Genomic DNA, 26771 nt, shown 5'->3' with positions numbered 1-26771 from the left:
TCAAATGACAGCTTTATAATATTATCATCTTTTGCTCGCTTTGGCAAGCTTTTTTTGAACTTTTTTATTCGCTCTTTTCGCTTGCCTCAAACAGCATGTATTACTTTACAGGCTTTTTCACTTTTCGTCAACATAATTTTGAATAAAAATATATATTGCGAATATTCATTTAATTAATAATTTAATTGTTCAGATTTATTATTTTTCATTCTTATTTTAATTGAGATTTAAGCTGTAAAATTCGGATATAAAAAAATTGTGTTAAGTACTACTGCTTAACACTTTATTTTAATCTTTTTTTGAATATCTAATTTTAGCTTCTTGAACTTGCTTATTCAAAACTTCTTTTAATGGCATGAAACCCTTTTTAGCTCTTTTTGAGGTCCAAAAATGAACTCTCTTTTTTCTCGCTTCTTCGACTTCTGGAAGTACCGCTCGTCGAGATAGGCTAATTTGATTAGAATATGGATCTATATCAATGACTTGTACCTTTATAGTTTCTCCAACTTGGTATTCTCTTCCTATATCTTTTACGTAGCCACCATGAATCTCAGAAATATGAATTAATCCTTCTATCTGACTGTCCAATCTTACAAAAATTCCGTATTGTTGTATACCGCTAATTTTTCCATGAACTATATCACCAATTTTAACTTGCATACTATCTCATCCCTTACTAATATTAATTATAACTGTCTTTTTAATTAACGCTAAAGACATGACTTCTAGATTAATTCTTATGGAGGATTGCTTATTACAATGGAAAAATATGATTTAGCTATTATTGGCGCTGGGCCGGTTGGTCTATTTGCTGCTTCTTTTGCTAATTTACATGGATTAAAAACTATTACCTTTGACGCGTTAGATGAAGTTGGTGGTCAAATTAATATGCTTTATCCACAAAAAGATATTAAAGATATACCAGCTTTTTCTTCTATTAAAGGAAAAGAATTAGTTTCTCGATTATTTGAACAAACCGAGAATACTAAATTAACCCTCTCACATAAAGTAAAAAAAATCTCTTTCTCAACAGGAGAAGATATTATCATTGATGATGATTATCAAGTGAAAAGTCTTCTTATTGCTACAGGTTTAGGAGCATTTAAGCCAAAAACTCTGCCTTTATCTACTACTCCAGAGCTCCAAGCCCATATTCACTATTCCATGCAACATCCCGAAATCTTTTCTAATAAAAAAATCGCCATTCTTGGTGGTGGCGACTCTGCGCTTGATTGGGCAGTGGAATTAAGTAAAACATCTGATGTATATGTAGTACACCGTAGAAATGAATTTCGTGGACTTGAAAGTTCTGTTAGTCAACTTAAAAGTTTAAAAAATGTTGAACTTTTAACTCCTTACCTTCCAAAAGAACTTCACTTAAACAATAATAGAATAGAATTAGTTTTGCATAGAGTTGGTGCAAGTCACGATTTTATTACTAAAGACGTTGATGAAATTCTAGTTGCATATGGTTTCAAAAGTGATAATCGTCAATTACGTAAGTGGGGCATCGAATTAGAAAATAATTTAATTTCTGTTTCTCAAACAATGCAAACAAATTTTCCTCATGTTTACGCAATTGGTGATGCTATTACTTACCCAGGCCGGGTACCAATGATTGCCCTAGGTTTTGGCGAGGCTCAAATTGCAATTAGCAGCATTATGCAAGACCTATTTCCAGAAAAAACAATGACTTTTCATTCTACGAGTATCTAATTTTTGAAAGGAATATATAGTTATTTATGGGACTTATTGATTTTATTCTTCATATTGATGACCACTTAGTCACAATTGTGAATATGTTTGGAAACTGGACATACTTAATTCTGTTTGCAATTGTTTTTATTGAAACAGGTTTAGTTATCTTTCCATTCTTACCAGGAGACTCACTTATATTTGCAGCTTGTGCAATGGCAGCAACACCAAAATACAATCTTCACTTTTGGATTTGCTATTTAGTTTTTCTTGCAGCTGCTGTTTTAGGCGATACAATCAATTATGAAATCGGTCGTTGGTCACAAGCTGAAGGTGCTAAACACAGTTGGTTTAATAAGTTGATTAATCAAGATAAACGAAAAGCTGCCGAAAATTTCTTCGACAGGCATGGCGGTATTACTATTGTAATTGGAAGATTCATTCCATTTATTCGTACTTTTGTTCCATTTGTATCTGGTGCAAGTAAAATGCACTATGGTACTTTTATCCGCTATAACTTTCTTGGTGGTTTTCTCTGGGTAACTTTATTTGCTGCTCTAGGATTCTTCTTTGGAAATATTCCAGTTGTTCAAGAACACTTCTCATTAATTGTCCTAGCAATCATCTTAATCTCCGTGGTACCAGTATTAATCATTTGGATAAAGAAAAAATTAGTATTAAAAAAGGAGCTTGGTTAAAGCTCCTTTATTTTTTTTGTCAAAATAAAACATGAAAAATATAATTCATAAATTATCCCACCAGTTGCAAAGCATCCTGCAAAGAATTCCTCTGTTAGTACATTAATAATGGGATCGGTAGTAGGATCAAAAAGCCAATCACTATTGTTAAATAATAAATGATGAAAAGAAATAAAAAATTCATCAAAATTCATTAAAGCAAAAGGCAAAATAATTACAGGTAAAATCATAAAGATTAAGGCTGTAGTTTTCGAAATATAGATATAATTCATTCTCTTTCTCATTTTTAAGAAGATAAGAATAATTAATCCAACAATAAAGACAATTATTGCTAATTCAAACAATAATTTACACTCATAAAAATGGCGTGCTGCACTCGGAGAAGTAGGGAAATCAGACATTTGCAATTTATTTTTAAAGGGGAGCAACAAATAATCCAAAAGTTGAGTATAGTTTTTCATTATTGTTCCCAGTGACTTTCTTACTATTAAATCAGTCTTTTGAGCCTTTACAAAAATTACTAGTAAGGGCCAGCTCAAAACAACTGCTCCTAAAGCCGCGGTAGCAAGCGCCATCATTAAATTGTAAACAACCGCAATTATTGGTTTTCTTTTCATAGTTTCCATTCATCTAGATTCTCTACAATATATGTCGGCTTTTTATCTTTTCCTTTTAACTGCTCCTTATTTGTTACGCCTGTCAACGTTAAGAGTGAATCAATATTGCAGTTAATCCCCGCCATAATATCGGTATCGTAGTTATCTCCGACTAAAATTGCATCTTGTCCTTGTGCATTCAACATTTTCAATGCACTCGCTACAATAATCGATGAAGGCTTGCCGATGTAAGTTGGCTTAACCCCCGTTGCTACTTCAATCATCGTACAAAGGGCGCCGTTTCCAGGTAGTAGCTCATCTCCAGAAGGTAAATTTTTATCTGCATTTGTTCCAATAAACGTTGTACCATTTCTAATTGCTCGAGTTGCTACACGAATTTTGTGGTAGGTTAAATCTGTATCCATCCCTACAACCACATATTTTGGATTTCGATCATCATAGTAAAAACGTTCATTTTTTAATAAACCTTGTACTAAGCCAATTTGACCAATAATATAAATTGGTATTTTAGTTGCATCTGGATTTTGAGAAAGTAAATAAGACTCTGTAGCTAAAACTGGCGTATAAACATGGTAAATATCAGTATTAACGCCATGTCCTCTAAGCTTATCAACTACCATTTGTGGTGTACGAGTTGAATTATTAGTTAAAAATAAGTGTGGAATATTTTTTTCTTGGAGACGATGTACAAATCTCACACCACTTTCAATCGTATCGCTACCACGGTAAATAGTTCCATCTAAATCAATTAAGTAACATTTATAGTCTTTATGTTCCACAATTATCCCTTTCTCTTCTTAATTACAAAGCTTTTATTTTTATGATTTCCACGTTGAAATTTTACTGCTGTCTTATGACTGCCAATCTTTGTTTTATGAACGCGTCTTTCTTTAAAGTAAGGACGCTTTGCATGGTAGCGGTTATTGTTTGTGCTCTTTCTCTTATTTTGCCTACCAAAAGCAATTTTTTTAATTTGGTTTTCTTGAGCTAAACGCAAAATAAAATATGCACTACCAGGATTACAGTATTCTTCTAAATAATCCACAATTGCATTAGCTTTTTTATCAATTGCAACGCGATCATTCTCATCATAAAAGCCCTTTAATCTCAAATGCTCACTTGATACATCCCCTACTAAATAATCATATTGATCTAAATAAGGGTCATACTTCTCCTTAAGCATTTCAATGTCTAGAGCATCTTTTACGTTAGCTATAATTTCATACTCTCTCCCGTTAATCATTACAATATCTTCATTAATAATGACATGAGCTAAAGGATGGTATAGCGGCTGGTCTTTATCTGCTTCTTTATACTCCATTATTTTTCTTTCTCTTTATTTGTTGGGTATTTCTTTTTTAAATAGTTTCCTATTACGGTTCTTAGATAATCGGGGAATAAAAATTTATTTTTACCCATAATTGAAATTGTAGGGAAAAATGGAATCAAAACATAGTGATCAAGCAAGGCAAGTGTATATTCTTTTTCAGGGTCAATTTCTTTTCCATTAATGTAAACCGTTCTACTTGCATGATCAACTTGTATTCCCTTATATACAAGATCTCCAAAAATCTTACCTCTAAAACTCATTCCCTTAAGTGCAAATTTACTTAGAAAATGACGATTTTTTTCCATCTCCATTACCATGCGCCAAACATCACTTCCAGGCAGCTTAGTTTGTACCACATGCATTGGATGAGGCAAAGCAGCTTGTAAGTCAGCTTCCGTTAAAACTCCCTGATGAAATGGTTTTAAAAATAAACCACTATTCAAGACAGCAACATCAGCTCCAGCAAATTCACTAATTGCATCAAGTGAAACTTGAATTGCTGCCATCTTGTCATGATCAAATTTACTTGGTAAATAAGCAATTTTTCGTGCTTTAAGCATCTGCTCACCTTTTTGATGCCAATCTACAATTTGCTTTTGATCGGAATCTAAACTTGGTAAGTCATCAGTAGTGACAGTGTTTGGTTTAATTGATAATACTTGATGCTCATCATTTAATTCAACACTAATGTCACCAATATGTTGACCCCATTTTCCTGTCTGAGTGATCCAAGTATTGTTTACTTTTTCACCTTTTGCTAAATAGTCATGACTATGTCCGCCAACAATCAAGTCTACTTCAGGATAATGATGTGCTATATATCGATCCACCCTTAAACCAATATGACTAACAATAATTAACATATCATATTGACCCTTTATCTTCGGCAATAATTTATCTAAAGTATCAGAAATCAACTTCACGTGCCAATGATTGGGACCATAGGTCATTGGATATGCGGCTGTTAAACCAACAACTGCAATTCTAGTCTTCTTTTTGGTTTCAAATATTTTATAGGGAGTACACCACTTTGGCATACTCTCATCTTCCTCACGTAGGTTAGCTAATACAACGGGAAAATTAGCGTGATCAAATAATTTTTCTAAAACTGCATGAGAATTTGAAATACCTTCATTATTTCCAATGGTAATTGCATCATAATTAAATTCATTCATTAATTTAATGTTAGCCTGTCCTTCTGTTGCGTCAGACAAAGGATGTGATCGATCCATAAAATCACCAGCATCAAAAGTAAATGTTTGATCAACGCTCTTATCGTTTTGAGCTTTATGCAAGTATCTTTTTATTTTAGGAAATTGTTCAAAATGTGAATGTAGGTCATTAGTATGAACAATACGTAATTTTTCCATACTTTTCCTCTTCTAACCAATATGATTGGCTTTTAATACTGTGTTATAGGCATCTAATACTTTTCCCTTAGGTTTTTCCCACTCCACCCATTGCGGGTCTTTCCAATCATCCTCATTAGTTAAGGTCTCTAATTGGTAGGTTTTATTAATATATTCTTCATATAGTTGTAGTGATTTAGTTCTAGCTAAATTCAACTGCAGGATTCGAACTTTTTTAATTAACCCACGGTCTACAGCTAGTTCAGCAATTCCGTTTTGATCGATATTTGAAATTTCATAATATTTCGACCCGTCATTGCGAGTAACTTCTTCAATCAAGTCTAGTTGCTCATAAGCCATATTTCAGCATCTACTTTCTTAAAATGATTTTAACTACTATGTTAATTATAGAAAAAAGTATACATCCATGCTATTGTTAAAAAGAATAGAGGTGTACACATGAAAACAAGCCGGCTTTACTTTTTAGCCCTTTTTTTTAGTTTAATTTTTATTTTTGAATCTGGATTTCTGGTTATCGGACACCGAGGCAACCCCAGTAAATATCCGGAAGAAACAATTCAAAGTGACAACTCAGCTTTCGCAGATGGTGCAGATTATGTTGAACTTGATCTTCATGTTTCAAAAGATAACGTCTTAGTCGTTTCTCATGACCGCGACTTAAGCCGAGTTGTTGGATCACCGGTTATTGTATCACAAAATAATTTTTCCTATTTAAATACCTTAAAACAAGCTAACGGTGAGTCAATCATTTCGCTAGATCAATTATTTGATTATTATAAAGATAAACCTAATACTAAGTTCCTTCTTGAAACGAAAAAGACTAAACATAATAGCCCTAAAAATATGGAGAAGCTTCTTGCTAGCAGTATCAAAAAATATCATATGCAAGATCGGGTCATGATCCATAGCTTTTCTGCCCCTAGTCTAAAGACTATGAGTCAATTATTACCTGATGTACCTAGAATTTTTATTGTTGGCTCCTTGCAAAGAATTAATTTTGATGTATTAAGCTATGTAAATGGAATTAACATTTCATCTGATTTAGTCACCCAAAATCCTAAACTTATCAGTCAGCTTCATGCTCTACATCAAAAAGTATTTGTTTGGGCCGAAATGAATGAATCACCTAAATTATGGAACTGGTTAATTAACAATGATGTAGATGGTGTTGTAACAAACTTTCCTGCAAGAGGCTATAAATATAAATTAGCTAAGAGTGGTACTAAAAAATATACTGTTAATAAAGATGGTATTTACTTTGGTCGTACTCCGACTGGAGTTAGCGTAAACCCATATCTAAATGTGAAAACTTCAAAGCAAATTAGTTTCTTACAACCTGTCCATGTTTCTTCAGCTGTTATTGCATCAGGACAAACTTTTTATCAAATTGGTGATACGGAATTTGTTCCTGCAGATCTAGTTAGCTTAGATTTGCAGCCTGAATGGATTTTGCCATATTGGAATTTAAGTATTATTAATCCTACCCAAAATCCGATTTTCACTTATAATAAACCTGATAGGCAGTCTGGTAAAAAAGCCCAACTCATGCCTAATAAACGCTATAAAATATTAGGTGTAAGTGGCGGAGTCAATGATTTATGGCTTCTTACTGACTATGGCTGGGTAAAGTCTTCTAAGATCTTATATTATGGTCTATTCAATAAGAACACTTTTGCCTATAAGAATTATCGAAAACTTGATCCAGCTTATCGTCAAACCAACGTTGCACTATTTCCTTATTTACCAGTAGAAAAAGTCCCAATTAAAAACTTTTGGTCGACTTATTCTGATGTAAATGCTGTAATATTTAATCAGAGATAAAAATTAAAGGAGTACATTTATGGAAGAACTAGATTATAAAAAATTAGCTCAGGAAAAAAAGGACGCTATTTTAAATGATTTAAAAGAATTAATCGCAATTGATTCTTCTGAAGATTTAAACAACACCAGTAAAGAATACCCAGTTGGTCCTGGCCCAGTTAAAGCAATGAAGAAATTTTTATCTTTTGCTAAACGCGATGGTTTCGACACTGAAAATTTTGATAACTATGCAGGTCGAATCAATATGGGTTCTGGTGATAAACGTGTAGGTATTATTGGACATATGGATGTTGTTCCTGCTGGCGAAGGCTGGAAGACTGATCCATTTAATATGACTATTAAAGATGGAAAAATCTATGGTCGTGGTAGTGCTGATGATAAAGGACCTTCTTTAGCTGCTTACTACGGAATGCTTATCTTAAAGGAACATGGATTTAAGCCTAAAAAAAAGATTGATTTTGTCCTTGGAACTAATGAAGAAACTAATTGGGTAGGAATTGATTACTACCTCAAGCATCAACCGGCTCCTGATGTTGCCTTCTCACCTGATGCTGAATTTCCAATTATCAACGGTGAACAAGGAATTGTTACTCTAAAGCTTGACTTCAAATTTGACCCAAGCCAAGGTGACGTTAAGCTTTGGACATTCCAATCCGGTATTGCTACTAACGTCATCCCTCAAACCGCTCATGCCCAACTTGAAGGCGATATTGACGGCATTAAAGAAAAATTTGATCTTTTCCTTAAAGAACATAAACTTGAAGGTAAGGCTGAAATGCTTAGCGGTCGCCTTGCCTTAACATTAACTGGTCATGGCGCTCATGCATCAGCTCCTGAAACTGGTAGAAATGCTGCTACTTATCTTGCCCTCTTCCTTGACAGTCTTAACTTTGATGGCCAAGCAAAGAAATTCTTACACTTCCTAGCAACTGTTGAACATAAAGACTTCAATGGTAAGAAATTAGGCATTTTCCACCATGACGATTTAATGGGTGATTTAACCAGTTCACCAAGTATGTTTAATTTTGAAGGTCAAAATGCATACCTCTTAAACAATGTTCGCTATCCTCAAGGTATTGAACCAGAAGAAATGGTGAAAAATATCAACGAAAAGTTTGGTGATATTTTAGATGCTAGAATTGAAGGCTCTGCTGAAGCTCCACACTATGTTCCTGGAGATGATCCAATTGTTAAGACACTTCTTTCTGTTTATGAAAAACAAACTGGTAAAAAGGGACATGAGGTTATCATTGGTGGTGGTACATACGGCCGCCTATTCAAACATGGTGTAGCCTTTGGTGCTCAACCAGAAGGTTCCCCACTTGTTATGCACCAACCAAATGAATACATGAAAGTTGATGATTTAATTAATTCAATTGCTATTTATGCCGAAGCAATTTATGAATTAACTAAGTAAACCAAAAATATTAATAAATTCGTAAAGAAGGACTGCATCAATGCTAGTCCTTTTTTTGCTATAATAGGTAAAAAGTAATTAACAAAGGATCCTGATCTGTGAAAAATTTAAAAGAGAAAATCAGAAAGTTCCTAACTGCGGGGCCAGAAGTTAAAACACTGCAAAGCGAATCAGATGAAAGCCAGTGGAAATTTTACAGTGGTATCGTCTATTTAACTTTTCGCCGTGTTTTTCATTATTTTATCTTAATTGCATTTTTCGGTTTATTTTTACTAATTGGTTTTGGCGGCGGTTATGCACTTGGTATTGTTCGTAATCAACCTATTCCAACTATTAGCGAATTAAATCATCAAATAAATCATGCTCAAAATTCAGCTACACTCTACTATGCTGGTAATAAAAAAATTGCTACTGTTCGACCAGATACAGTTACTAAAAAGGCAAGTGAAAGTGAATTAACTCCCCTCGTTAAGAATGCTGTAACAGCCACTGAGGATGAAAACTTTTATATTCATAAGGGTGTTTTACCTAAGTCCTTAGTTAGAGCTGTACTTTCTGAATTAACAGGTGTTGGTGTGCAGACTGGTGGGTCAACTTTAACTCAGCAGTTGGTTAAGATGCAATTCTTAACTAGCCAGACAACTTGGAGAAGAAAAGTGACTGAAATGTTTTATGCTCATAAGATCGAAAAACATTTTTCTAAAGAAGACATTCTCCGTGCATATTTAAATGCTGCTCCTTATGGTAAAAATAATCGCGGAGAAAATATTGTCGGCATTAAAACTGCTGCTGAAGGTATATTTGGTAAATCAATTTCTGAACTTAATTTATCGCAAGCTGCTTTTATTGCCGGTCTACCTCAAAGTCCGTCTGTATATACTCCATATCGCTTAAATGGAAAAGTTAAAAGTGATCTTGACTTAGCAATGCGGCGAAAAGACATTGTTTTATTCCGTATGTACAGAAATGGCGACATTAGTAAAAAAGCTTATCTTGCAGCTAAAAAATATGATTTGCGCGCTGACTTCCTTGCTCCTGAAAAAGCACCGAAGCAAAAGAAACAAAGCGGTTATTTATACAATCTAGTAATGAATAAGAGTGCCAGTCTTTTAGCCGAAAACTTGATTGAACAAGATGGTTTAAAAGTATCTGACGTTAAACAAGATACAAACCTCTATAATCAGTACCTAACTAGCGCAACTGAGCTTCTTCATCAAAAAGGTTATCACATCAAAACTACAATTAGAAAGCCACTATACCAGACCATGCAACAGGTTGTTAAGCAAAACAAGTATGGTCAAGACCGAACTTCTCGTGATTTTGATTCTTCTACTAACAAGTGGGTTAATACCACCGAACACGTGGAAAACGGTAGTGTCGTAATTGATAATGCAACAGGTAAAGTTTTAGCATTTAGCGGTGGGGTTGACTTTAAAAATTCCCAAATTAACCATGCCTTTGATACTTACCGCTCTCCTGGTTCTTCAATTAAGCCATATTTAGTTTATGGACCAGCTATAGAGCATAAGCTTATTTCAAGCCAAACTGCAATTGCTGACTTCCCTACCAGATTTGGTAACTACATTCCAACTGACTATAACTCAACTGTTGAAAACAGATTTACTTCAGCTCAGGAAGCTTTAAGTAAGTCTTATAACTTCCCTGCTGTAAATTTATACAGTAAGTTAGTTAACGATAAAAATATCAATCTGCGTCAAGATATGAAGAAATTAGGCTTAAATTTAAGTAAGAGCGAATTCGAAAACTTAGGATTAGCTCTTGGTGGTACTGATTACGGTTTTTCAGTGGCTGATAATGCTAGTGCCTTTTCTAACTTCTATAACAATGGTAAACGTGCCGATCCATACTATATTGAAGAAATTCAAGATCCATCAGGTCGAGTAATCTATAAGCACAAACAAAATCAACAGAAAGTCTTCTCTACAGGCACTTCCTACATTATGCAGAAGATGCTACACCAAGTAGTAACTAAAGGGACAGCTTCAAGCTTAACGGGTACCTTGAAGTTTGACTATAAGAACTTAATTGGTAAAACTGGAACCAGTGATGATTATCGTGATATTTGGTTTAATGGATCTACTCCTGGAATTACAATTTCTAGTTGGATGGGCTATGATAACTTCTACGGTCATTCATACAACTTAGATTCTAATTCTAGTGAGACTAATTTAAATCTATGGACCAATATTGCTAATGCATTATATAAGGAAGATCCATCGATCTTTAAATTAAATGATGCGCCTAGCCGTCCAAGCTCTGTTTATAAAAATAGAGTCTTAACAAGAACAGGAACATTACCTGGAACAGTAAGCTACGATGGCGATAATATTGATCTCAGTGGCAAAAAAACTACTGCATTAAGTCTTTCACCAGCACCAAATGCAACTGCTAGATTTGGTATTGGTGGCTCAACTAAAGACTACAACCTCTTCTATGATTACTTAGAAGGTAAAAATAATGACTATGGTAAAGTCTTAATCTACACTGGTAAGACGATTTCTAAGAAAAAGAATATTAATAGTCTCTTTGCTGTAGCTGATGGATCAACTTCAGAAAATGCAAAAAATTATTATGGCAAAAACCATGAAGTTTATCGTGAATCTAATAATAATTCTTCTTCCTCAACTAATCGGAATGTAGGAGCCAATGATGAACAAGCTAGGAGTACAGGACAAGGTGGAAACAATAATTCTTCCTCAACTACGAGAAGTACCACTTCTACTCGTGAATCTCCTTCTTCATCTCAAAATAACAGATCAGAAAGTAGTAACGCTAATGAAGCTAATGAAGTAAATTCAAATATTAGTCCAAGTGAAAGTGCTCCTACTAGCCGATCTGCTAGCACAGAAGCTACTGCAGGTGATACGGCAGCAGATAATGCTCCTACTGCTCCATAATTAGAAATTTTCATATTAAAAAATCCTCTTAGGTTGAATTCAACCTAAGAGGATTTTTGGTATAACTATACTTTATTTAGTAGAACGAGATTGCTTTAAAGTATATGGCAAGATAACATGAGCTTCATCTAGTTCTTCGTCACCCATTAATTTAGTTAACATTCTCATTGCAACAGCACCGATATCATAAAGCGGTTGTTGAACAGTGGTTAATTGTGGACGAACAATTTTAGCCACATTAGTTGAAGCTGCAGAGATAATTTCTAAGTCATCTGGAATGGATACGCCCGCATCAACTGCTGCATTAATAATACCTGCTGCAGTTACATCACGAGTAGCAATAATTCCATCTACTTTATCTGCTTTAATTTGTTCGAATAATTCATAGCCATCTTCGTAAGTTTTAGCATCTTCATAGATATGAACATTATCTAAATTATGTTCTTCCATAAAATCTTTATAAGCTACAAAGCGATTGTTCTTATTAACATAAGCTTTTCCATCACCAACAACTAAAGCAAGATTTTTCTTACCATTCTTTAATAATAAGCCTAAAGCTTCTTTTTCAGCTGCCTTATAGTCAATTGTTACGCTAGGAAAATCTTGATTTGCATCAGCAGTACCTGCCAAAACAACTGGTGTATTAGTGCGCTTAAAAATCTCTTGTGCACTTTCACTCATTAAGTTTGACATGTAAATTACACCATCAACTTGCTTATTAAGTAAGTTTTGGATCACTTGATCTTCATTTAACAAAGTATTACCAACGCTAGAAAGTAAGATATTGTACTTATACATAGTAGCAATATCGTCAATTCCTTTAGATAATTCTGCAAAGTGCATATTCGTTAAATCGGGAACAATCAAACCAACTGTTGTAGTTCTCTTTGAAGCTAATCCTTGAGCTACAGCATTAGGTTGGTAATGCAAACGATCAATGACAGCTAATACCTTTTCACGTGTTTCTTTACGTACATTATTATTTCCATTTACTACTCTTGAAACAGTAGCCATAGAAACTTTTGCTTCACGAGCAACATCATAAATAGTTACTTCTTGTTTTTGCATAAATTTCTCACACTCCTGTAAAAACACTCTTTTATAACTTATCAAGAATATCAAGACATTGCAACCGTTTACGACTAAAAACTAATTATTTTACCATATTATATGGTATACTCCCAGTATATGTTAAAAAAGGAGTTAAAATTATGAACTTAGATAAGTTACAAAATTGGCTAATTTCAACCAATAATGATGTTGCCTACATCTCTGATCCGATTAGTATTAATTACTTTACCGGCTACAGTATGGATCCTCATGAAAGAATTTTTGCTTTACTTGCTTTTAAAGATAAGGCAGCCTTTATTTTTGCACCTGAGTTAAACGTTGAAGAAGCTAAAAATTCGGCCTGGGATGGAGATGTTTATGGCTATCTTGATCACGAAAATCCATGGTCAAAAATCGCTGACTTGGTAAATCAACGTATTGGCACTCCAAATAATGTTGCTATTGAAAAAGCCCATCTTTCAGTTGATCGCTTAGAAGCATTAAGAATCGCCTTTCCTGATTCTTCATTTACAAATAATGTATCCCCATTTGTTGCTGAAGCACGCTTACGTAAAACACCAGAGGAAGTTGAACAATTAAAGGCTGCTGGTGCAGAAGCAGACTTTGCTTTTCAAATTGGCTTTAATGCACTTAAAAATGGTGTAACTGAACGCTACGTTGCTGGTCAAATTGATTACCAGTTAAAACTTCAAAAAGGTGTAATGCACACTAGTTTTGAAACAATCGTTCAAGCTGGTAAAAATGCTGCTAACCCTCATCTTGGTCCAACCATGAATAAAATTGAACCAAATGAATTAGTTCTTTTTGACCTTGGAACAATGCATAATGGCTATGCTTCTGACTCAAGTAGAACTGTTGCTTACGGAGAACCAACTGCTAAAGAAAAAGAAATCTACGAAGTTGATCGTGAAGCTCAACAAGCAGCGATTGAAGCTGCAAAGCCTGGTATTACAGCTAGCGAACTTGATGCTGTTGCTAGAGATATCATAACTAAAGCAGGCTATGGTGAATACTTCATCCACCGTCTTGGTCATGGTATCGGGATGAACGTTCATGAATTTCCACAAATTATGGAAGGAAATGATGTTGTTCTTGAAGAAGGCATGTGTTTCTCAATTGAGCCAGGTATTTATATCCCTAACGTAGCTGGTGTTAGAATCGAAGACTGTGGGGTTGTAACAAAGAATGGTTTTGAGACTTTTACTAAAACAAGTAAAGAATTGAAATACATTTCCGTTAAAGACTAATTTATACTAAATTAACTGGTGATAGTTTATCTCTATCACCAGTTTTTTATACAAAAAAAGAACCAAGTGAAAACTTGATTCTTTAATATTAATTAATTTTTTTCAGCGTTATTTAGATCACTAACAGCTTCTTTGTCAGATTTTTCATCTTCACCAAGATCTTTGTTAGTATCATCAATTACAATATCATCAAAATCTTTCAATTCTGAATCATCTTCAACTGATTTAGGGAATGAGGCTAATTGATTCTTAATTGCTTCAGTTCCCTTGTCATATTTTTCTTTTAAGTCTTGTAACTTTTCGTTTTCAGCTAGCTTTTTCTTTACATCATCAGTTGTTTCTTCTGGTAATAATAATGAGCCAGCAATCAGGCCAACACCTAAACCGACAACGCTACCTAATAAAAATCCACCTAATTTACGCATAATTGTTCTCCTTTAATAAATATTAGTCTTCCCCACGACGACGCTTACGTCTTGCGAACATTCGACTAACTAGAGATGAAAAGATGCCAATTCCAGCTCCTCTAATACCCATACCAGAGAAGCGCTCAATCATTCTTCTTGATGAAGAATTAATATCTGACACACTTTCACCTAAATCTGCAGCTGCTTTTACAACTGGTTCTAATTCAGTTACTTTACCATTTACATCGGCTAGAAGAGCATTACTTTTTTCTAATAAATCTTCACTTTGTTTCATCAATACTGCAGTCTGCTTAGTTAAGTCATCAACAGCTATATTAACGCTATCCATAGTTGAGTCAACTTTCTTCATTGTCTTAGTTGCTCTAACAATTAAAGGCAAAGTAAATAAGACCAAGATTAAAAAGGCAACTGCTGCAATCAAGCCGGCTAATGCACCATATGAAATTGACATAATCTATCCTCCATTAATTATTCCTCTCATAAAAAGTCTAGCATTATTCCTCCCCTCAAGCAATGAAATAGTACCTTACTTTTTGATATACTATTTAAAGAAATTGCTAAGGAGATGATGTTTTGAACTGGTCAACGATTTTAAAAGGAACATCTACAACTAAAAAAAATAGTAATGTTGATTCTCTAATTGATTGGAATAGTGTACTTCATACGCTATTAAGTCGTGGTACTCAAATTCTAATTACAACTGGAATCTTTTTCTTGATTTGGCGTATAGGTAAACGCTTATTAACTCGCTACTTACTGAAAAATCCAAAGTTTCAAGAACACATGACTGGTCGAAAAAGAACTTTAGCTCAACTTGGTGTTGCTCTTTTTCAATATACAATTCTTTTGTTTTATTTATACAGTCTTTTAACACTTCTAGGTATTCCAGTTGGCACTCTTATCGCTAGTGTGGGACTTGTTTCTCTTGCTTTAGGGATGGGAGCACAAGGCCTAGTAAGTGACGTAATAACGGGAATAAATATTCTCAGTGAGGGCGAATATAACATTGGCGATACTGTCAAGATTGGCACCTATACTGGAACTGTTCTTTCTTTTACATTACGTAACACCCGTCTTAAGACTACCAATGGTGCAGTCATATACATACCTAATCGCAACATTACGATCGTTGAAAATTTAACTCATGGTTCACATTCTGGTTGGAGTATGAACATTAATTTGAATTTATCTGTTGAAAACGATCTTACCGATGTTAACCATGCAATTAACACAGTAAATGCAGCACTCAAAGATAAATTTAAAAATCAAATTAAAAAGGGACCACAAATTATTGGCATTATCAATCAAACCGGTTCAAGTATTACTTACCAGATTCATTTTCAAGTAGTGACTAACAGTCAAAGCCAGGTAAAAAATGCTTATCTGAGCGCCTATATCAAAGAGTTTAATCAACAAGATATAAAATTTAGTTCTATACCTACAAAACAAGAAAATACTACTACTTCTTAAAAGATTAAGTAGTTAGACCTTTGTCTAATCCTACTTAATCTTTTTTTATTGCAAAACTCGCACTACCTCACGAGCTATCATTAATTCTTCGTTAGTAGGAACAATCATTGCTTTTACTTTTGAATTAGGTTTAGAAATAAACTTTTCTCCATCTGTCCGATTAGCTTTAAAATCAGGATCTAGGCCTAAATATTTTAATGATGCCATCACTCCTGCTCTAATGCTAGGATCATGTTCTCCTACTCCCGCGGTAAATATGATTGCATCAACACCATTTAATTCAGCTGCATATGCACCAACATACCTAACTACACGATTAATAAATATCTTTCGAGCTAGCTTTGCACGTTTATCTTTGCTATCAATTAAATCTCTCATATCTGAAGATATACCTGAAATCCCCAATAATCCTGATTTATAGTTCAAAACTTTAACAGCTTCATCGATATTCATTCCAGTTTTATGCATTAAACGTTGTAAGGCAGCTGGGTCAAAGTCACCACTTCTAGTTCCCATTGTTACCCCAGTAAGTGGACTAATTCCCATTGAAGTATCATAAGATTTTCCATTTTTTACTGCGGTAACAGAAGCCCCAGATCCTAAATGACAAACAATCAGATTGACTAAGTTAGGATTCTTATTAAGCATTTTTGCCGCACGTTGTGCCACATAAGAAATTGAAATTCCGTGCGCACCATACTTTCTAATACCATATTTTTGATAATACTCATAAGGAATGGAGTAAAGATAATGAATCTGATCTAAAGTTTGATGATATGAAGTATCAAAAACTGCTACTTGAGGTACATTAGGGATGATCCTCATGAATGCCTTAATACCATTTGCTTCTGGAATATTATGCAACGGTGCTAGCTCTCCCAGATCAAATATTTCCTGTAGTTCCTTTTCTTTAACATGGACGGATTCTTTAAAAATTTCTCCTCCATTTACTACTCTATGACCAACACCACTAATTTCTCGCAAATCTTCAACTACGTGAAATTTTTTTAAATCTTCAATTAATAATTTAACTGCCTCTTCTTGATTATGAATAGGCAGATTTTTTATATATTCTTGACCATTACTCAACTTAATTTTAAAGACAGCATTTTCTTTTCCTACTCTATCGGCCATTCCCGAAGCAATTACTTTTTCATTAGGAAAAGAAAATAACTTATATTTGAAAGACGAACTTCCAGAATTAATCGCCAGAACTTTTTTCATATGCTATAACCTCGAAATCTACTTAAACTTATATAATTATTCTTTCATTTTTAGTATAGCGCTTTCATATATAAATAAAAGATATTATTTAACATATAAATAACAAAAAGACTTAATTCCAATAAAATATCAGAACTAAGTCTTTTAAATAACTCTTAATTATTCATTTTTTTCCACCAAGTTGGTAGCTCAGCAAGTAATTTTCTTAAAGCTTGGCCACGGTGAGAAATAGCATTTTTTTCATCTACTGTCATTTCAGCAAATGTCTTCCCCTTATCAGGAACAAAGAAAAGTGGATCATAGCCAAAATTACCATCCCCTCGCGGATAAGTCAAAATTTCGCCTCTAATTTCACCTTGCGTTACTAAATCATCATCAAATCTACCTGGCCACGAAACTACCATAGTTGTATGAAAAGTAGCTTGTCTTTTCTCTCGGGGAACACCGCCTAGTTCAGCCAATAATTTTGCATTATTTAAGGCATCATTATGAGCTTCGCCTCCGTAGCGAGCAGAATGAACTCCAGGAGCTCCGTTTAATTTATCAACTGATAAACCTGAATCATCAGCAAGAGTTGGTAAATTACTGAACTCCGCCATTTTATGAGCTTTTAGTTTTGCATTAGCTAAAAATGTTGTCCCAGTTTCTAGAACATGAGGAGGATCAGTTAGGTCCTGATTAGTAATTACATGAATAGGAAAATTTATTTTTTTTAAGGCCTCTTCAACTTCTCTAGCCTTATTTTTATTGTTAGTTGCAAATAATAAAGTATCCATTTTTAATCCTCAGCATTTACATGATGACCAATTATCGTGTCATCATTCATCCATTGACGGGTAATTTCAGTAAACTTCTTTGCTTCTCCAGTTGTATAGTAGTCATGTTTTACCGGAGCAGTACTCTCAGCAAATAAATCATCACGTCGCAAAACATTATAGGTATATTGTGCCACTTGATCAGCTGGATCTACAATTTTTTTATCTTGACCCACGACAGCTACAATTTCTTCTCTCAATAAAGGATAATGGGTACATCCCAAAACTAAGGTATCATAATCAGCATTTTTCAATGGAGTTAAACTTTCGCTAACAACTGCATTCTTAGTATCTTCATCGGGATCTTCTTCAGCTAGTGGTGCCAATTTAGGCTGAGCAAATTCACTGACCTTAATTTCTGGATCACGATACTGAATTTCCTTTAAATAAGAATGACTATCCACAGTGGCCTTAGTACCAATTACAGCTACATTTTTAGTCTCTGTAGTTCTTGCTGCAGCTAAAGCACCAGATTGAACAACACCAATTATCTGTAGTGGTATTTCTTTCCGAATAGTTGACATTGCTACAGCGGTTGCTGTGTTACAACCAAAAATAATAATTTTTACATCTTTACTTAATAAGAAGTTTACACTATCGCGAGTTAGAGAAATAATTTCTTCTCTTGAGCGATCCCCATACGGCATATTAGCCTGGTCGCCAATAAAAATTGTTGACTCATTAGGCATTTTTTCAATTACTTTTTTTAAAACGGTTAAGCCGCCTAATCCTGAATCTAAAACTCCAATTGGTCGATTATCCATTAAAAAAACTCCTTTAAATAAATGATGATTAAATTCTCTTTTCTACTCCACCTATTTTAAGTTAAAATGATATAGAAGACAAAAGGAAATGAAAGCATGGAACATACAAACGAACATCTTTATTTTTTAAATTCATTATATCGTGATTTTATCTTACCTACCATTTTAGGTAGCGAAGATAAAGAAATTCTTTACTGGGCCGGAAAACATGTTAGTCGTAAATATGATTTATCAGATATCGATGATTTAATCGAATTTTTCGATATGGCTCAATTTGGAACTTTAAAAGTACTTAAAGATCGCAAACATACCGCAGTTTTTGAATTATCCGGCCAAGTCGTAACTGATCGACTGGATAGCCAAAGTGATGAATTTTCACTTGAAAGTGGAATTATTGCGGAATGTTTAGAGCGCCAAAATGGTACTCCAACTGAAGCTTCAGCTACTGTTACTAAAAAGCATGTAGTTCAAATCACTGCGCAATCTGACTAACTATTAACCAAGTAAGATAATAGCAATAATAAAAACCGGGTAAGTCTCAATACAGAGGCTTACCCGGTTTTTGTTATTTATATTAGTCAGTATATTGATCTAAAATTTGTTCAAGTTTTTCCTTAGGAGTATAACCAGTTAAACGGTCAACAATCTTTCCATCTTTCTTAATTAATAAAGTTGGGATTGCCATAATTCCTAAGTTACGAGCAGTTTCTTGGTTTTGATCAACATCCATTTTGGTGAATTTTACATCATCCATTTCTTCAGAAAGTTGGTCAATAACTGGTGATTGCATCTTACATGGACCACACCAAGTTGCCCAAAAATCAATTAAAACAACGCCTTCGCTAGTTTCTTCTTCAAAAGTTGCATCTGTAATTTCATCAACCATTGTTATTACCTCACAAATAAATTCTTTAAATTATAAGTATAGTTTAGTAGAATTACTTACTTTTTGCAAGTATATTGCTTACTGTAACTGAACGATTGTCGCTCCAGTTCCACCCTGGTTAGCAGGCGCATAACTATAGCTCTTTACATGCCTATTTCGCTTCAAGTATTGTTGCACACCATTTCTAATTGCCCCAGTTCCAATTCCATGGATAATTGTGACGGTATTTAAACCAGCTAAGAGGGAAGAATCGATGTAGCGATCTAAGTTAGTTAGAGCTTCTTCATAGCGTTGTCCTCTTAAGTCGAGCTCACTACTTGCACGCGTAGAACGAAGGCCACGACTCGAGCGAACAGCTCTTTCTGCCTTCTTAGGAGCAGCTTGTGTACTAATCTTTTCAACATCCCGATCAGTGACTTTAACTTTCAAAATGCCAATTTGAACTTCAAATTCATGATCAGCAAGTTTCTTTGTAATTACACCTTGTTGTCCATAAGATAGAACTTTCACAGTATCACCAACACTTACATCATGACGCCGCTTTTCACGTTGCAAGACCTTGTTCTGGGCCAAGCTTTGATTTTCACGCTCAAGTTTATTTAAAGCACCTTTAGCTTCAATAACTTTATTGGTTCTAACTTGACCACCAGCTCTTCTTTGTTCTTCAAGATCATTGATGATCTTATCAGCTTTTTGACGCTTCTTAGCAAGCATTTCATCAGCTTTTTCTTGAGCTTTTTCAAGTTGCTTTTGTACTTGTTGATTATACCAGTCAAGACCATTCTGGAGTTGATGCTTCAAAGTGATACTTTGGTCAACATTTTGCTTTAAAGTTTCATGAAGTTGCTCAGCAGCCTTAGTCTGCTCCGTCAATCGTTCAATCATCTTATTAATATCACTATCTTCGTCATTCATCAAACTTCTAGCCTTGTCGACTACAGTTTCATTCATCCCTAATTGATGTGCAATGGCAAAGGCATTACTTTGTCCAGGGATACCAATTCTCAAACGATACGTTGGAGCAAGTTTCTTTAAGTCAAATTCCATTGAGGCATTCGTAGTTCTTGCACGATTATAGCCATAGAGCTTTAATTCCGGATAGTGTGTAGTAATCGCAATTTTAGCTTGTGCTCCCCGTAAATCATCTAAAATAGCGATCGCTAGACTAGCTCCTTCTTCAGGATCAGTTCCGGCTCCCAATTCATCAATTAAAACCAAATCATCCTCAGTTACATTTTTCATTATTTTTATAATTTGGTCCATATGTGATGAGAAAGTACTTAATGACTGTTCAATAGATTGCTCATCCCCAATATCGGCGTAAATTTCATTAAAAACAGTTAATTGACTGCCTTCTTCAGCTGTGATGAATAATCCCGCTTGAGCCATCAATTGTAGCAGCCCTAAAGTCTTCAGCGTGATAGTCTTACCACCTGTGTTAGGGCCCGTAATCAGCATAGTATCAAAGCTAGTTCCTAGTTCAATATTATTAGGAACAACTTTTTTAGGACTAATTAATGGGTGTCGAGCCTTTCTCAACTTAATGACATGATCTTGATTTAAGACTGGTTCTGTAGCTTTCATTGCTTTAGCTAATTTGCTTTTAGCACTTAAAAAGTCTAATTGTGTTAATGCATCCGCATTATTTTTTATTTCTTTTTGATACATACCAGCAAGTTCTGATAATTCAATTAAGATACGGTTGATTTCCTGACGCTCTTGAGCCATTAAATTTTGCTGTCGGTTATTAAGAACTAAAACTGCTTGTGGCTCAACAAATAAAGTCTGTCCACTGGCACTTTGATCATGAACAACTCCACCGAATTTATTCTTATATTCTTGTTTTACAGGTAATACATAGCGACCATCTCTGATGGTTACGATATTTTCTGACAAATATTGTGTATGCTTTCCACTGATATAATCATTCATGTGATTTTTAATATCAGTTTCATTGCTTTGAATATCATGTCGCAGCTGCATTAACTTAGAAGAAGCTGTATCCTTAACAGTTCCGTCATATTCAATTGCCTGATTCAACTTCTTAAATAAGTCTTCTGGAATTGCTAAATTTTTAAGAGTTTTTTCAATCGGTCGGGTATCAATTTCACGCTCTTCTAAGTCAGCAGTAAACTGAGAAACATCTTTAGCTAAGCTAAGAATTAGAAAAATATTACCTAATTCTTCCCCATTTAAATTTGCCTTGACCTTCAAACGCTTCAAACTAGCTCTAACATCTTTAAAGTCAGTTATCGGCATTGGTCCTTTAACTCGTAAAATATTAGAAAGGACCCTAGTTTGATCAATTGATTTTTTTACTTCATCAAAATTACTACTTGGCATTAACGTTAAAGCCTGCTCTTTTGCAGGTGCTGTAATAGCCAAATCACTTAATTGTTTAATTATGCGATTATATTCTAATTTTTCAATAATTTTAGAGTTCATATATTCCACCTAGCAAAAAGGCCCCAGAGTTGGGACCATTTTTTATATTGTTGTAATAAATAAATTTATAAAAACTTGGGAAATTCCAGGAGAAAAATGCAAGATACCACTTGCTAAAATAGAATGCCCCAGCATATTTTGCAAACCATCATTAGGAATTGTGGCTAAAATAAACAAAAGCAAATAAACACTAATCTGTGTCACAATAAAAGAAATAATTAAACTTCCCCAGAGATTTAGGTTAGAGTTTACCGTAACATATCTTAATTGATTAAACCCTAGCATCACAAAACGCCATAAGCAACAAACAATCAACAAAATAATTGAAAAAGCAATTGCTGCATAAAATGATTTATCTAAGGTTAATCCCGTAGTTTTATCAAAGAAAGCAAAGCTGCTTCGATCATTTGCGGATGGATATGGAACCCACAAATTTAAAAAGTTACTAAATGGTTTATACAATAAAGTGGCTAAAATTAGCCCGATTACATATCCACCAGCTGCTAAGCCTTCATATACTACACCACGCCGATAGCCTACATAACAACAATAGATAAAAATTAATAAAATGAAAAAAGAAATCATTGCTCATCCTTGATTAAGCAAAAAAGACTAGCTTCAATCGCCAGTCTTTTTTGAAGATTATTCGCCGCTTAAGCGATCGTCTGACAAAAATGTATTTAAAACTCCTTGTACCATGTTCCACTCATCATCATCTGTGATTTCATGTAAGTCAGAACTAGTTACATCGCCATCTGCATCTGCATCATAGCTGAAAGCTTGTACTTCAACATCATCATCGTCACTAACAGCTGCTGGATATAGTAAAACGTAAGATTTACCATAATCTTCAGATGTAAAAGTAAATAAGATTTCAAATAATTCTTCATTACCTTGATCGTCAACTAAAGTAATTTGGCGATCATTATCTTGGTTAGCGTTAATTTTTTCACTCATTTTAATTATCCTTTCTGGTTGCTTCTAAATAGTTTTGCAAAATTAAAACAGCAGCCATTTGGTCAATAACCTTTTTTCGTTCAACACGATCATGGACGCCAGCTTCTTCAACTAAAATTCGATCAGCTTGCACTGTTGTAAGGCGTTCATCCATGTAATAAACAGGTAGGTCAAACTTTTCTTTCAAGCGCTCACCATACTGTTTACTTCTTTCTACCGAACGTCCACTACTACCATCCATGTTTTTAGGTAAACCTAAAACAAAGCCTTCAACATCATATTTACGTACAATTTTTCTAATCTGACGCAGACCAAAGCTAAACTTGCTTTCGTCAATCTTAATTGTTTCAAGCTCTTGAGCGGTAATTCCCAAAGGGTCACTGATTGCAACACCGACAGTTTTAGAGCCAACATCAAGTCCAAGTAATCGCATTATTTATTTTTACCTAAATAACTCTTAACCAATTCCTCAATAATTTCATCACGCTCATGTTTCAAGATCAAATTACGTGCATCATTATGCCGAGGAATATATGCAGGGTCGCCTGAAAGTAAATAACCAACAATTTGATTAATTGGGCTATAGCCCTTTTCCTCAAGTGCATTGTATACGTCTTGTAGAGTATCGTATACATTCTTACCCTTATTTTGGTTAAAGTCAAAATGCATTGTTTTATCTAGCGAACTCATAATAAAATTCCTCCTATTCTTCTTAATTTTACTTGAAATATCGAACGAACTCAATTAATTTTGTTTTTCTTCAACTTCTTGTAACACTTTAGCGATAGCATCTTTTAATCCTGCTGGATTCTTACCACCGGCTTGTGCCATATTTGGACGGCCACCACCGCCACCACCAAAGATTGGAGCAGCAGTTTTAATCAAATCGCCAGCCTTAAGGCCTGCTTTAATAGCCTTATCATCTAAGCTAATTACCATATTAGCTTTACCATTCACTTCAGCAGCTAAGACTAAAACATCAGATTTATTGCTGCTCTTCCAGTTGTCAGCAAGTTCACGTAAATCATTCATGCCTTCAACATCAGCTTGCGCAGCAATTACAGTTAAATCTTTAACTTGCTTAATGTCATTAAAGAGATCGCCAGCTTTTGCCTTATTAATTTGAGCCTTTAATTGTTCAGCTTCTTTTTGGCTTGCACGTAAATCATCTTCGATAGAAGAAATCTTATTAACTACGTCTTCAGCCTTAGTTGCCTTAACTTCATCTTGAACTTCTTTCAAGATTTCGTCACGGTCTGTTACATACTTGTAAGCTTCTGGGCCGGTAACAGCGATAATTCTACGAGTGCCAGCACCAACAGCAGACTCAGAAACAATCTTTAGCATACCGATTTGATCAGTATTTTCACAGTGTGTACCACCACAAAATTCAGTGGAGAAGTCATCGATTTGAACAACACGAACTGTGTCACCATATTTTTCACCAAATAATGCTAAGGCGCCCATCTTTAAACCAGTATCTGGGTCGGTAACAGTGGTCTTGACTGGAATTTCTTCCCAAATCTTTTCATTAACTAACTTTTCAACACTGGCAATTTCTTTCTTAGTCATTGGCTCTAAGCTTGTAAAGTCAAAACGTAAGTAATCTGGTTCAACTAAAGATCCAGCTTGGTGAGTATGAGTACCTAAAACTTCACGTAAAGCTGCATGCAATAAGTGAGTAGCAGTATGGTTATGCTTTAAGCCGCGACGACGTTTTTGATCAACTTTCAAGACATACTCTTGTCCCTTTTCAAGTGGCAAAATAACATCTACAAAGTGCAAGTTTTGATCATTTGGTGCATGTTGTACATCAGTTACACGAGCAACTAATTCACCATTTTGGTTCAAAATTTCACCGTGATCAGCAACTTGTCCACCACGCTCTGCGTAAAATGGAGTTTTATCAAAGATTAAAGTTGCATGTTCACCATCTGCCTTATCAACTAACTTGTCATCAACAACAATATCAATTAATTTGGCATGCTTTTCTTCTAAAGTACCATATTCAAATTCACTCTTATCTTTGATATTCATCAAAGTAACATCTTGTGAACCCATTGATTGCAAGTTACCACGAGCTTTACGAGCACGTTCCTTTTGAGCTTTCATTTCTTCATCAAAGCCCTTTTTATCAATCTTAAGACCTGCATCTTGAGCAGCTTCAAAAGTTAATTCATATGGGAAGCCGTAAGTATCGAATAACTTGAAGGCATCTTTACCAGAAATAGTCTTATCATCGCTCTTCTTAGCTTCAGCAATGATATTATCAAGTAAGTTTAGACCAGATGAAAGAGTTACTTGGAATCTTTCTTCTTCGTTCTTAATTACTTTTTGAATGAATGCTTGTTGGTCAACAACTTCTGGATAGTGGCTCTTCATAATTTCGCCAACTACAGGTACTAATTTGTACAAGAATGCACCTTTAATACCTAAACGTTGACCGTTTAAGTCAGCACGTCTAATTAAACGACGTAAAACATATCCACGTCCTGAGTTTGAAGGAAGTGCACCGTCAGCAATCGCAAAGCTTACTGCACGAACATGGTCAGCAATAATCTTAAATGCAACATCATCTTCTTTATTTGCGGCATACTTCTTGCCATCACTTAACTTTTCAGTTTCCTTAATGATTGGCATAAATAAATCAGTTTCGAAGTTAGTTGGAGCATCTTGAATAATTGATACTACACGTTCTAATCCCATACCGGTATCAATATTTTTATGTGGTTGGTCAACATATTTACCATTTGGTAAGTGGTTAAATTGTGAAAATACGATGTTCCAAATTTCAAGGTAGCGAGCATTTTCTCCACCTGGGAAGTTTTCTGGATCGTCTTCAGCCACATCGTTATTTTCTTGACCACGATCATAGAAAATTTCTGAGTCAGGACCACATGGACCTTCACCAATATCCCAGAAGTTATCTTCTAGCTTAACAATATGGTCTTCAGGTAAACCAACAACATCGTGCCACATGTGGTATGCTTCAGTATCCTTAGGATAAACAGTTACGTAAAGCTTATCTGGATCAAGACCTAACCATTTTGGACTAGTCAAAAATTCCCAAGCCCAAGGAATAACTTCTTTTTTAAAGTAATCCCCAACTGAGAAGTTACCAAGCATTTCAAAGAAAGTTTGGTGACGAGCGGTTTTACCAACGTTTTCAATATCGTTAGTTCTAATTGATTTTTGAGAAGAAGTAATTCGGTGATTCTTAGGCACAACGGAACCATCAAAGTATTTCTTCATTGTAGCAACACCAGAGTTAATCCATAACAAGGTTGGATCATCTTGTGGAATTAATGATGCACTTTGCATAACCATGTGGCCATGCTCTTTAAAAAAGTCCAAGAACATTTGACGTACTTGTGAACTAGTCAATTGTTTCATAAAAAGTTCTCCTACAAATATAAAAAACACTATTGCATAAAACAAGGACGCTCCCAGCGCGGTACCACCTTGATTGCAACAGTGTTTGTTACCTCTTTAAATATTTATTTCTCTAATTATCTTAGGTAGCATTACTAAATATTTTCTAGACCTTCTCACCAAGCAGTCCTCTCTTTGAAGAAAATACTTTAATAATATGTCCTAA

At 34.7% G+C, this 26771-nt stretch carries 27 protein-coding genes; 8 read left to right on the top strand and 19 right to left on the bottom strand.

Annotated elements, in window-relative coordinates; genetic code table 11:
• Positions 1-288 precede the first annotated feature (288 nt).
• Positions 289-660 carry a CvfD/Ygs/GSP13 family RNA-binding post-transcriptional regulator gene (locus tag CP370_RS06250; protein WP_087713218.1) on the bottom strand — a complete coding sequence of 124 codons (372 nt, stop codon included), beginning with the start codon at positions 658-660 and terminating at the stop codon, positions 289-291.
• A gap of 99 nt (positions 661-759) precedes the next feature.
• Here CP370_RS06250 and CP370_RS06245 point away from each other — a divergent pair, with 99 nt between their 5' ends.
• Entirely contained in the window at positions 760-1716 is a 957-nt protein-coding gene (locus tag CP370_RS06245; RefSeq protein WP_087713219.1) for an NAD(P)/FAD-dependent oxidoreductase, read from the top strand.
• A gap of 26 nt (positions 1717-1742) precedes the next feature.
• Entirely contained in the window at positions 1743-2393 is a 651-nt protein-coding gene (locus tag CP370_RS06240; RefSeq protein ID WP_004895650.1) for a VTT domain-containing protein, read from the top strand.
• On the opposite strand, the gene CP370_RS06235 is transcribed toward CP370_RS06240, so the two are convergent.
• The 5 genes from CP370_RS06235 to CP370_RS06215 are packed head-to-tail and all read right to left on the bottom strand — an operon-like array spanning position 2390 to position 6049.
• Entirely contained in the window at positions 2390-3019 is a 630-nt protein-coding gene (locus CP370_RS06235) for a TIGR01906 family membrane protein (RefSeq protein ID WP_180707259.1), read from the bottom strand. The two genes, CP370_RS06240 and CP370_RS06235, sit on opposite strands and share 4 nt — an antisense overlap.
• The gene (locus CP370_RS06230) at positions 3007-3789 is read right to left on the bottom strand and encodes a TIGR01457 family HAD-type hydrolase (RefSeq protein ID WP_087713220.1); all 783 of its coding nucleotides are present in this window, start codon (positions 3787-3789) and stop codon (positions 3007-3009) included. The genes CP370_RS06235 and CP370_RS06230 overlap by 13 nt, the downstream gene beginning before the upstream one ends.
• Positions 3790-3791: 2 nt before the next feature.
• Entirely contained in the window at positions 3792-4331 is a 540-nt protein-coding gene (locus CP370_RS06225) for a YutD family protein (protein WP_087285095.1), read from the bottom strand.
• A complete protein-coding gene (locus CP370_RS06220) occupies positions 4331-5710 on the bottom strand; it encodes a bifunctional UDP-sugar hydrolase/5'-nucleotidase (RefSeq protein WP_087713221.1) in 1380 nt (459 codons plus the stop codon). Before CP370_RS06220 ends, CP370_RS06225 begins: the two co-directional genes overlap by 1 nt.
• Before the next feature lie 12 nt (positions 5711-5722).
• A complete protein-coding gene (locus CP370_RS06215; protein WP_004895655.1) occupies positions 5723-6049 on the bottom strand; it encodes a hypothetical protein in 327 nt (108 codons plus the stop codon).
• Between the two features lie 99 nt (positions 6050-6148).
• Between CP370_RS06215 and CP370_RS06210 the strand changes: the two genes are divergently transcribed.
• From CP370_RS06210 to CP370_RS06200, 3 genes are all read left to right on the top strand, one after another.
• Entirely contained in the window at positions 6149-7531 is a 1383-nt protein-coding gene (locus tag CP370_RS06210) for a glycerophosphodiester phosphodiesterase (protein ID WP_087713222.1), read from the top strand.
• Between the two features lie 19 nt (positions 7532-7550).
• A complete protein-coding gene (gene pepV / locus CP370_RS06205) occupies positions 7551-8948 on the top strand; it encodes a dipeptidase PepV (protein WP_087713223.1) in 1398 nt (465 codons plus the stop codon).
• A 98-nt stretch (positions 8949-9046) separates the two neighbouring features.
• Positions 9047-11866, top strand: a complete 2820-nt coding sequence (locus CP370_RS06200) for a transglycosylase domain-containing protein (RefSeq protein WP_087713224.1) — start codon at positions 9047-9049, stop codon at positions 11864-11866.
• A gap of 72 nt (positions 11867-11938) precedes the next feature.
• On the opposite strand, the gene CP370_RS06195 is transcribed toward CP370_RS06200, so the two are convergent.
• Positions 11939-12934 carry a substrate-binding domain-containing protein gene (locus tag CP370_RS06195; RefSeq protein ID WP_087713225.1) on the bottom strand — a complete coding sequence of 332 codons (996 nt, stop codon included), beginning with the start codon at positions 12932-12934 and terminating at the stop codon, positions 11939-11941.
• A 143-nt stretch (positions 12935-13077) separates the two neighbouring features.
• On the opposite strand from CP370_RS06195, the gene CP370_RS06190 reads away from it, so the two are divergent.
• Positions 13078-14184 carry an aminopeptidase P family protein gene (locus CP370_RS06190; RefSeq protein ID WP_087285101.1) on the top strand — a complete coding sequence of 369 codons (1107 nt, stop codon included), beginning with the start codon at positions 13078-13080 and terminating at the stop codon, positions 14182-14184.
• A 92-nt stretch (positions 14185-14276) separates the two neighbouring features.
• Here CP370_RS06190 and CP370_RS06185 read toward each other — a convergent pair whose 3' ends face one another.
• Complete coding sequence (locus CP370_RS06185; protein ID WP_004895661.1) at positions 14277-14609, bottom strand: YtxH domain-containing protein; 333 nt, start codon at positions 14607-14609, stop codon at positions 14277-14279.
• A 22-nt stretch (positions 14610-14631) separates the two neighbouring features.
• Positions 14632-15063, bottom strand: a complete 432-nt coding sequence (locus CP370_RS06180) for a DUF948 domain-containing protein (RefSeq protein ID WP_004895662.1) — start codon at positions 15061-15063, stop codon at positions 14632-14634.
• Positions 15064-15185: 122 nt separating this feature from the next.
• Between CP370_RS06180 and CP370_RS06175 the strand changes: the two genes are divergently transcribed.
• Entirely contained in the window at positions 15186-16082 is an 897-nt protein-coding gene (locus CP370_RS06175) for a mechanosensitive ion channel family protein (protein ID WP_087713226.1), read from the top strand.
• Positions 16083-16127: 45 nt separating this feature from the next.
• Here CP370_RS06175 and CP370_RS06170 read toward each other — a convergent pair whose 3' ends face one another.
• The 3 genes from CP370_RS06170 to murI all read right to left on the bottom strand — a co-directional run bounded on the left by CP370_RS06170 (position 16128) and on the right by murI (position 18885).
• Positions 16128-17306: an acetate/propionate family kinase gene (locus CP370_RS06170; RefSeq protein WP_087713227.1), complete on the bottom strand. Its 1179-nt coding sequence runs from the start codon at positions 17304-17306 to the stop codon at positions 16128-16130.
• Positions 17307-17461: 155 nt separating this feature from the next.
• Positions 17462-18082 (bottom strand): XTP/dITP diphosphatase, encoded by a 621-nt coding sequence (locus CP370_RS06165; protein WP_087713228.1) that lies wholly within the window; start codon positions 18080-18082, stop codon positions 17462-17464.
• A gap of 2 nt (positions 18083-18084) precedes the next feature.
• On the bottom strand, positions 18085-18885 hold the full coding sequence (gene murI, locus CP370_RS06160) for a glutamate racemase (protein WP_087713229.1): 801 nt from the start codon (positions 18883-18885) through the stop codon (positions 18085-18087).
• Positions 18886-18981: 96 nt separating this feature from the next.
• On the opposite strand from murI, the gene CP370_RS06155 reads away from it, so the two are divergent.
• Positions 18982-19377 (top strand): YslB family protein, encoded by a 396-nt coding sequence (locus CP370_RS06155; RefSeq protein ID WP_004896796.1) that lies wholly within the window; start codon positions 18982-18984, stop codon positions 19375-19377.
• An 82-nt stretch (positions 19378-19459) separates the two neighbouring features.
• Here CP370_RS06155 and trxA read toward each other — a convergent pair whose 3' ends face one another.
• From trxA to alaS, 7 genes are all read right to left on the bottom strand, one after another.
• Positions 19460-19771, bottom strand: a complete 312-nt coding sequence (gene trxA / locus CP370_RS06150; protein ID WP_004895668.1) for a thioredoxin — start codon at positions 19769-19771, stop codon at positions 19460-19462.
• Between the two features lie 78 nt (positions 19772-19849).
• Positions 19850-22216 (bottom strand): endonuclease MutS2, encoded by a 2367-nt coding sequence (locus CP370_RS06145; protein ID WP_087713230.1) that lies wholly within the window; start codon positions 22214-22216, stop codon positions 19850-19852.
• 42 nt (positions 22217-22258) lie between these two features.
• A complete protein-coding gene (locus tag CP370_RS06140) occupies positions 22259-22801 on the bottom strand; it encodes a CvpA family protein (protein WP_087285107.1) in 543 nt (180 codons plus the stop codon).
• A gap of 57 nt (positions 22802-22858) precedes the next feature.
• Positions 22859-23173 carry a DUF1292 domain-containing protein gene (locus CP370_RS06135; protein WP_087713231.1) on the bottom strand — a complete coding sequence of 105 codons (315 nt, stop codon included), beginning with the start codon at positions 23171-23173 and terminating at the stop codon, positions 22859-22861.
• 1 nt (position 23174) lies between these two features.
• Complete coding sequence (gene ruvX, locus CP370_RS06130; RefSeq protein WP_004895672.1) at positions 23175-23606, bottom strand: Holliday junction resolvase RuvX; 432 nt, start codon at positions 23604-23606, stop codon at positions 23175-23177.
• On the bottom strand, positions 23606-23863 hold the full coding sequence (locus CP370_RS06125) for an IreB family regulatory phosphoprotein (RefSeq protein WP_003647717.1): 258 nt from the start codon (positions 23861-23863) through the stop codon (positions 23606-23608). The genes ruvX and CP370_RS06125 overlap by 1 nt, the downstream gene beginning before the upstream one ends.
• 54 nt (positions 23864-23917) lie before the next feature.
• The gene (gene alaS, locus CP370_RS06120; RefSeq protein ID WP_011161609.1) at positions 23918-26566 is read right to left on the bottom strand and encodes an alanine--tRNA ligase; all 2649 of its coding nucleotides are present in this window, start codon (positions 26564-26566) and stop codon (positions 23918-23920) included.
• Positions 26567-26771: the final 205 nt, after the last annotated feature.

The sequence above is a fragment of the Lactobacillus sp. UMNPBX19 genome (assembly GCF_002553805.1).
Lineage (GTDB): Bacteria > Bacillota > Bacilli > Lactobacillales > Lactobacillaceae > Lactobacillus.
This window is presented reverse-complemented; position numbering and strand designations above follow the sequence as displayed.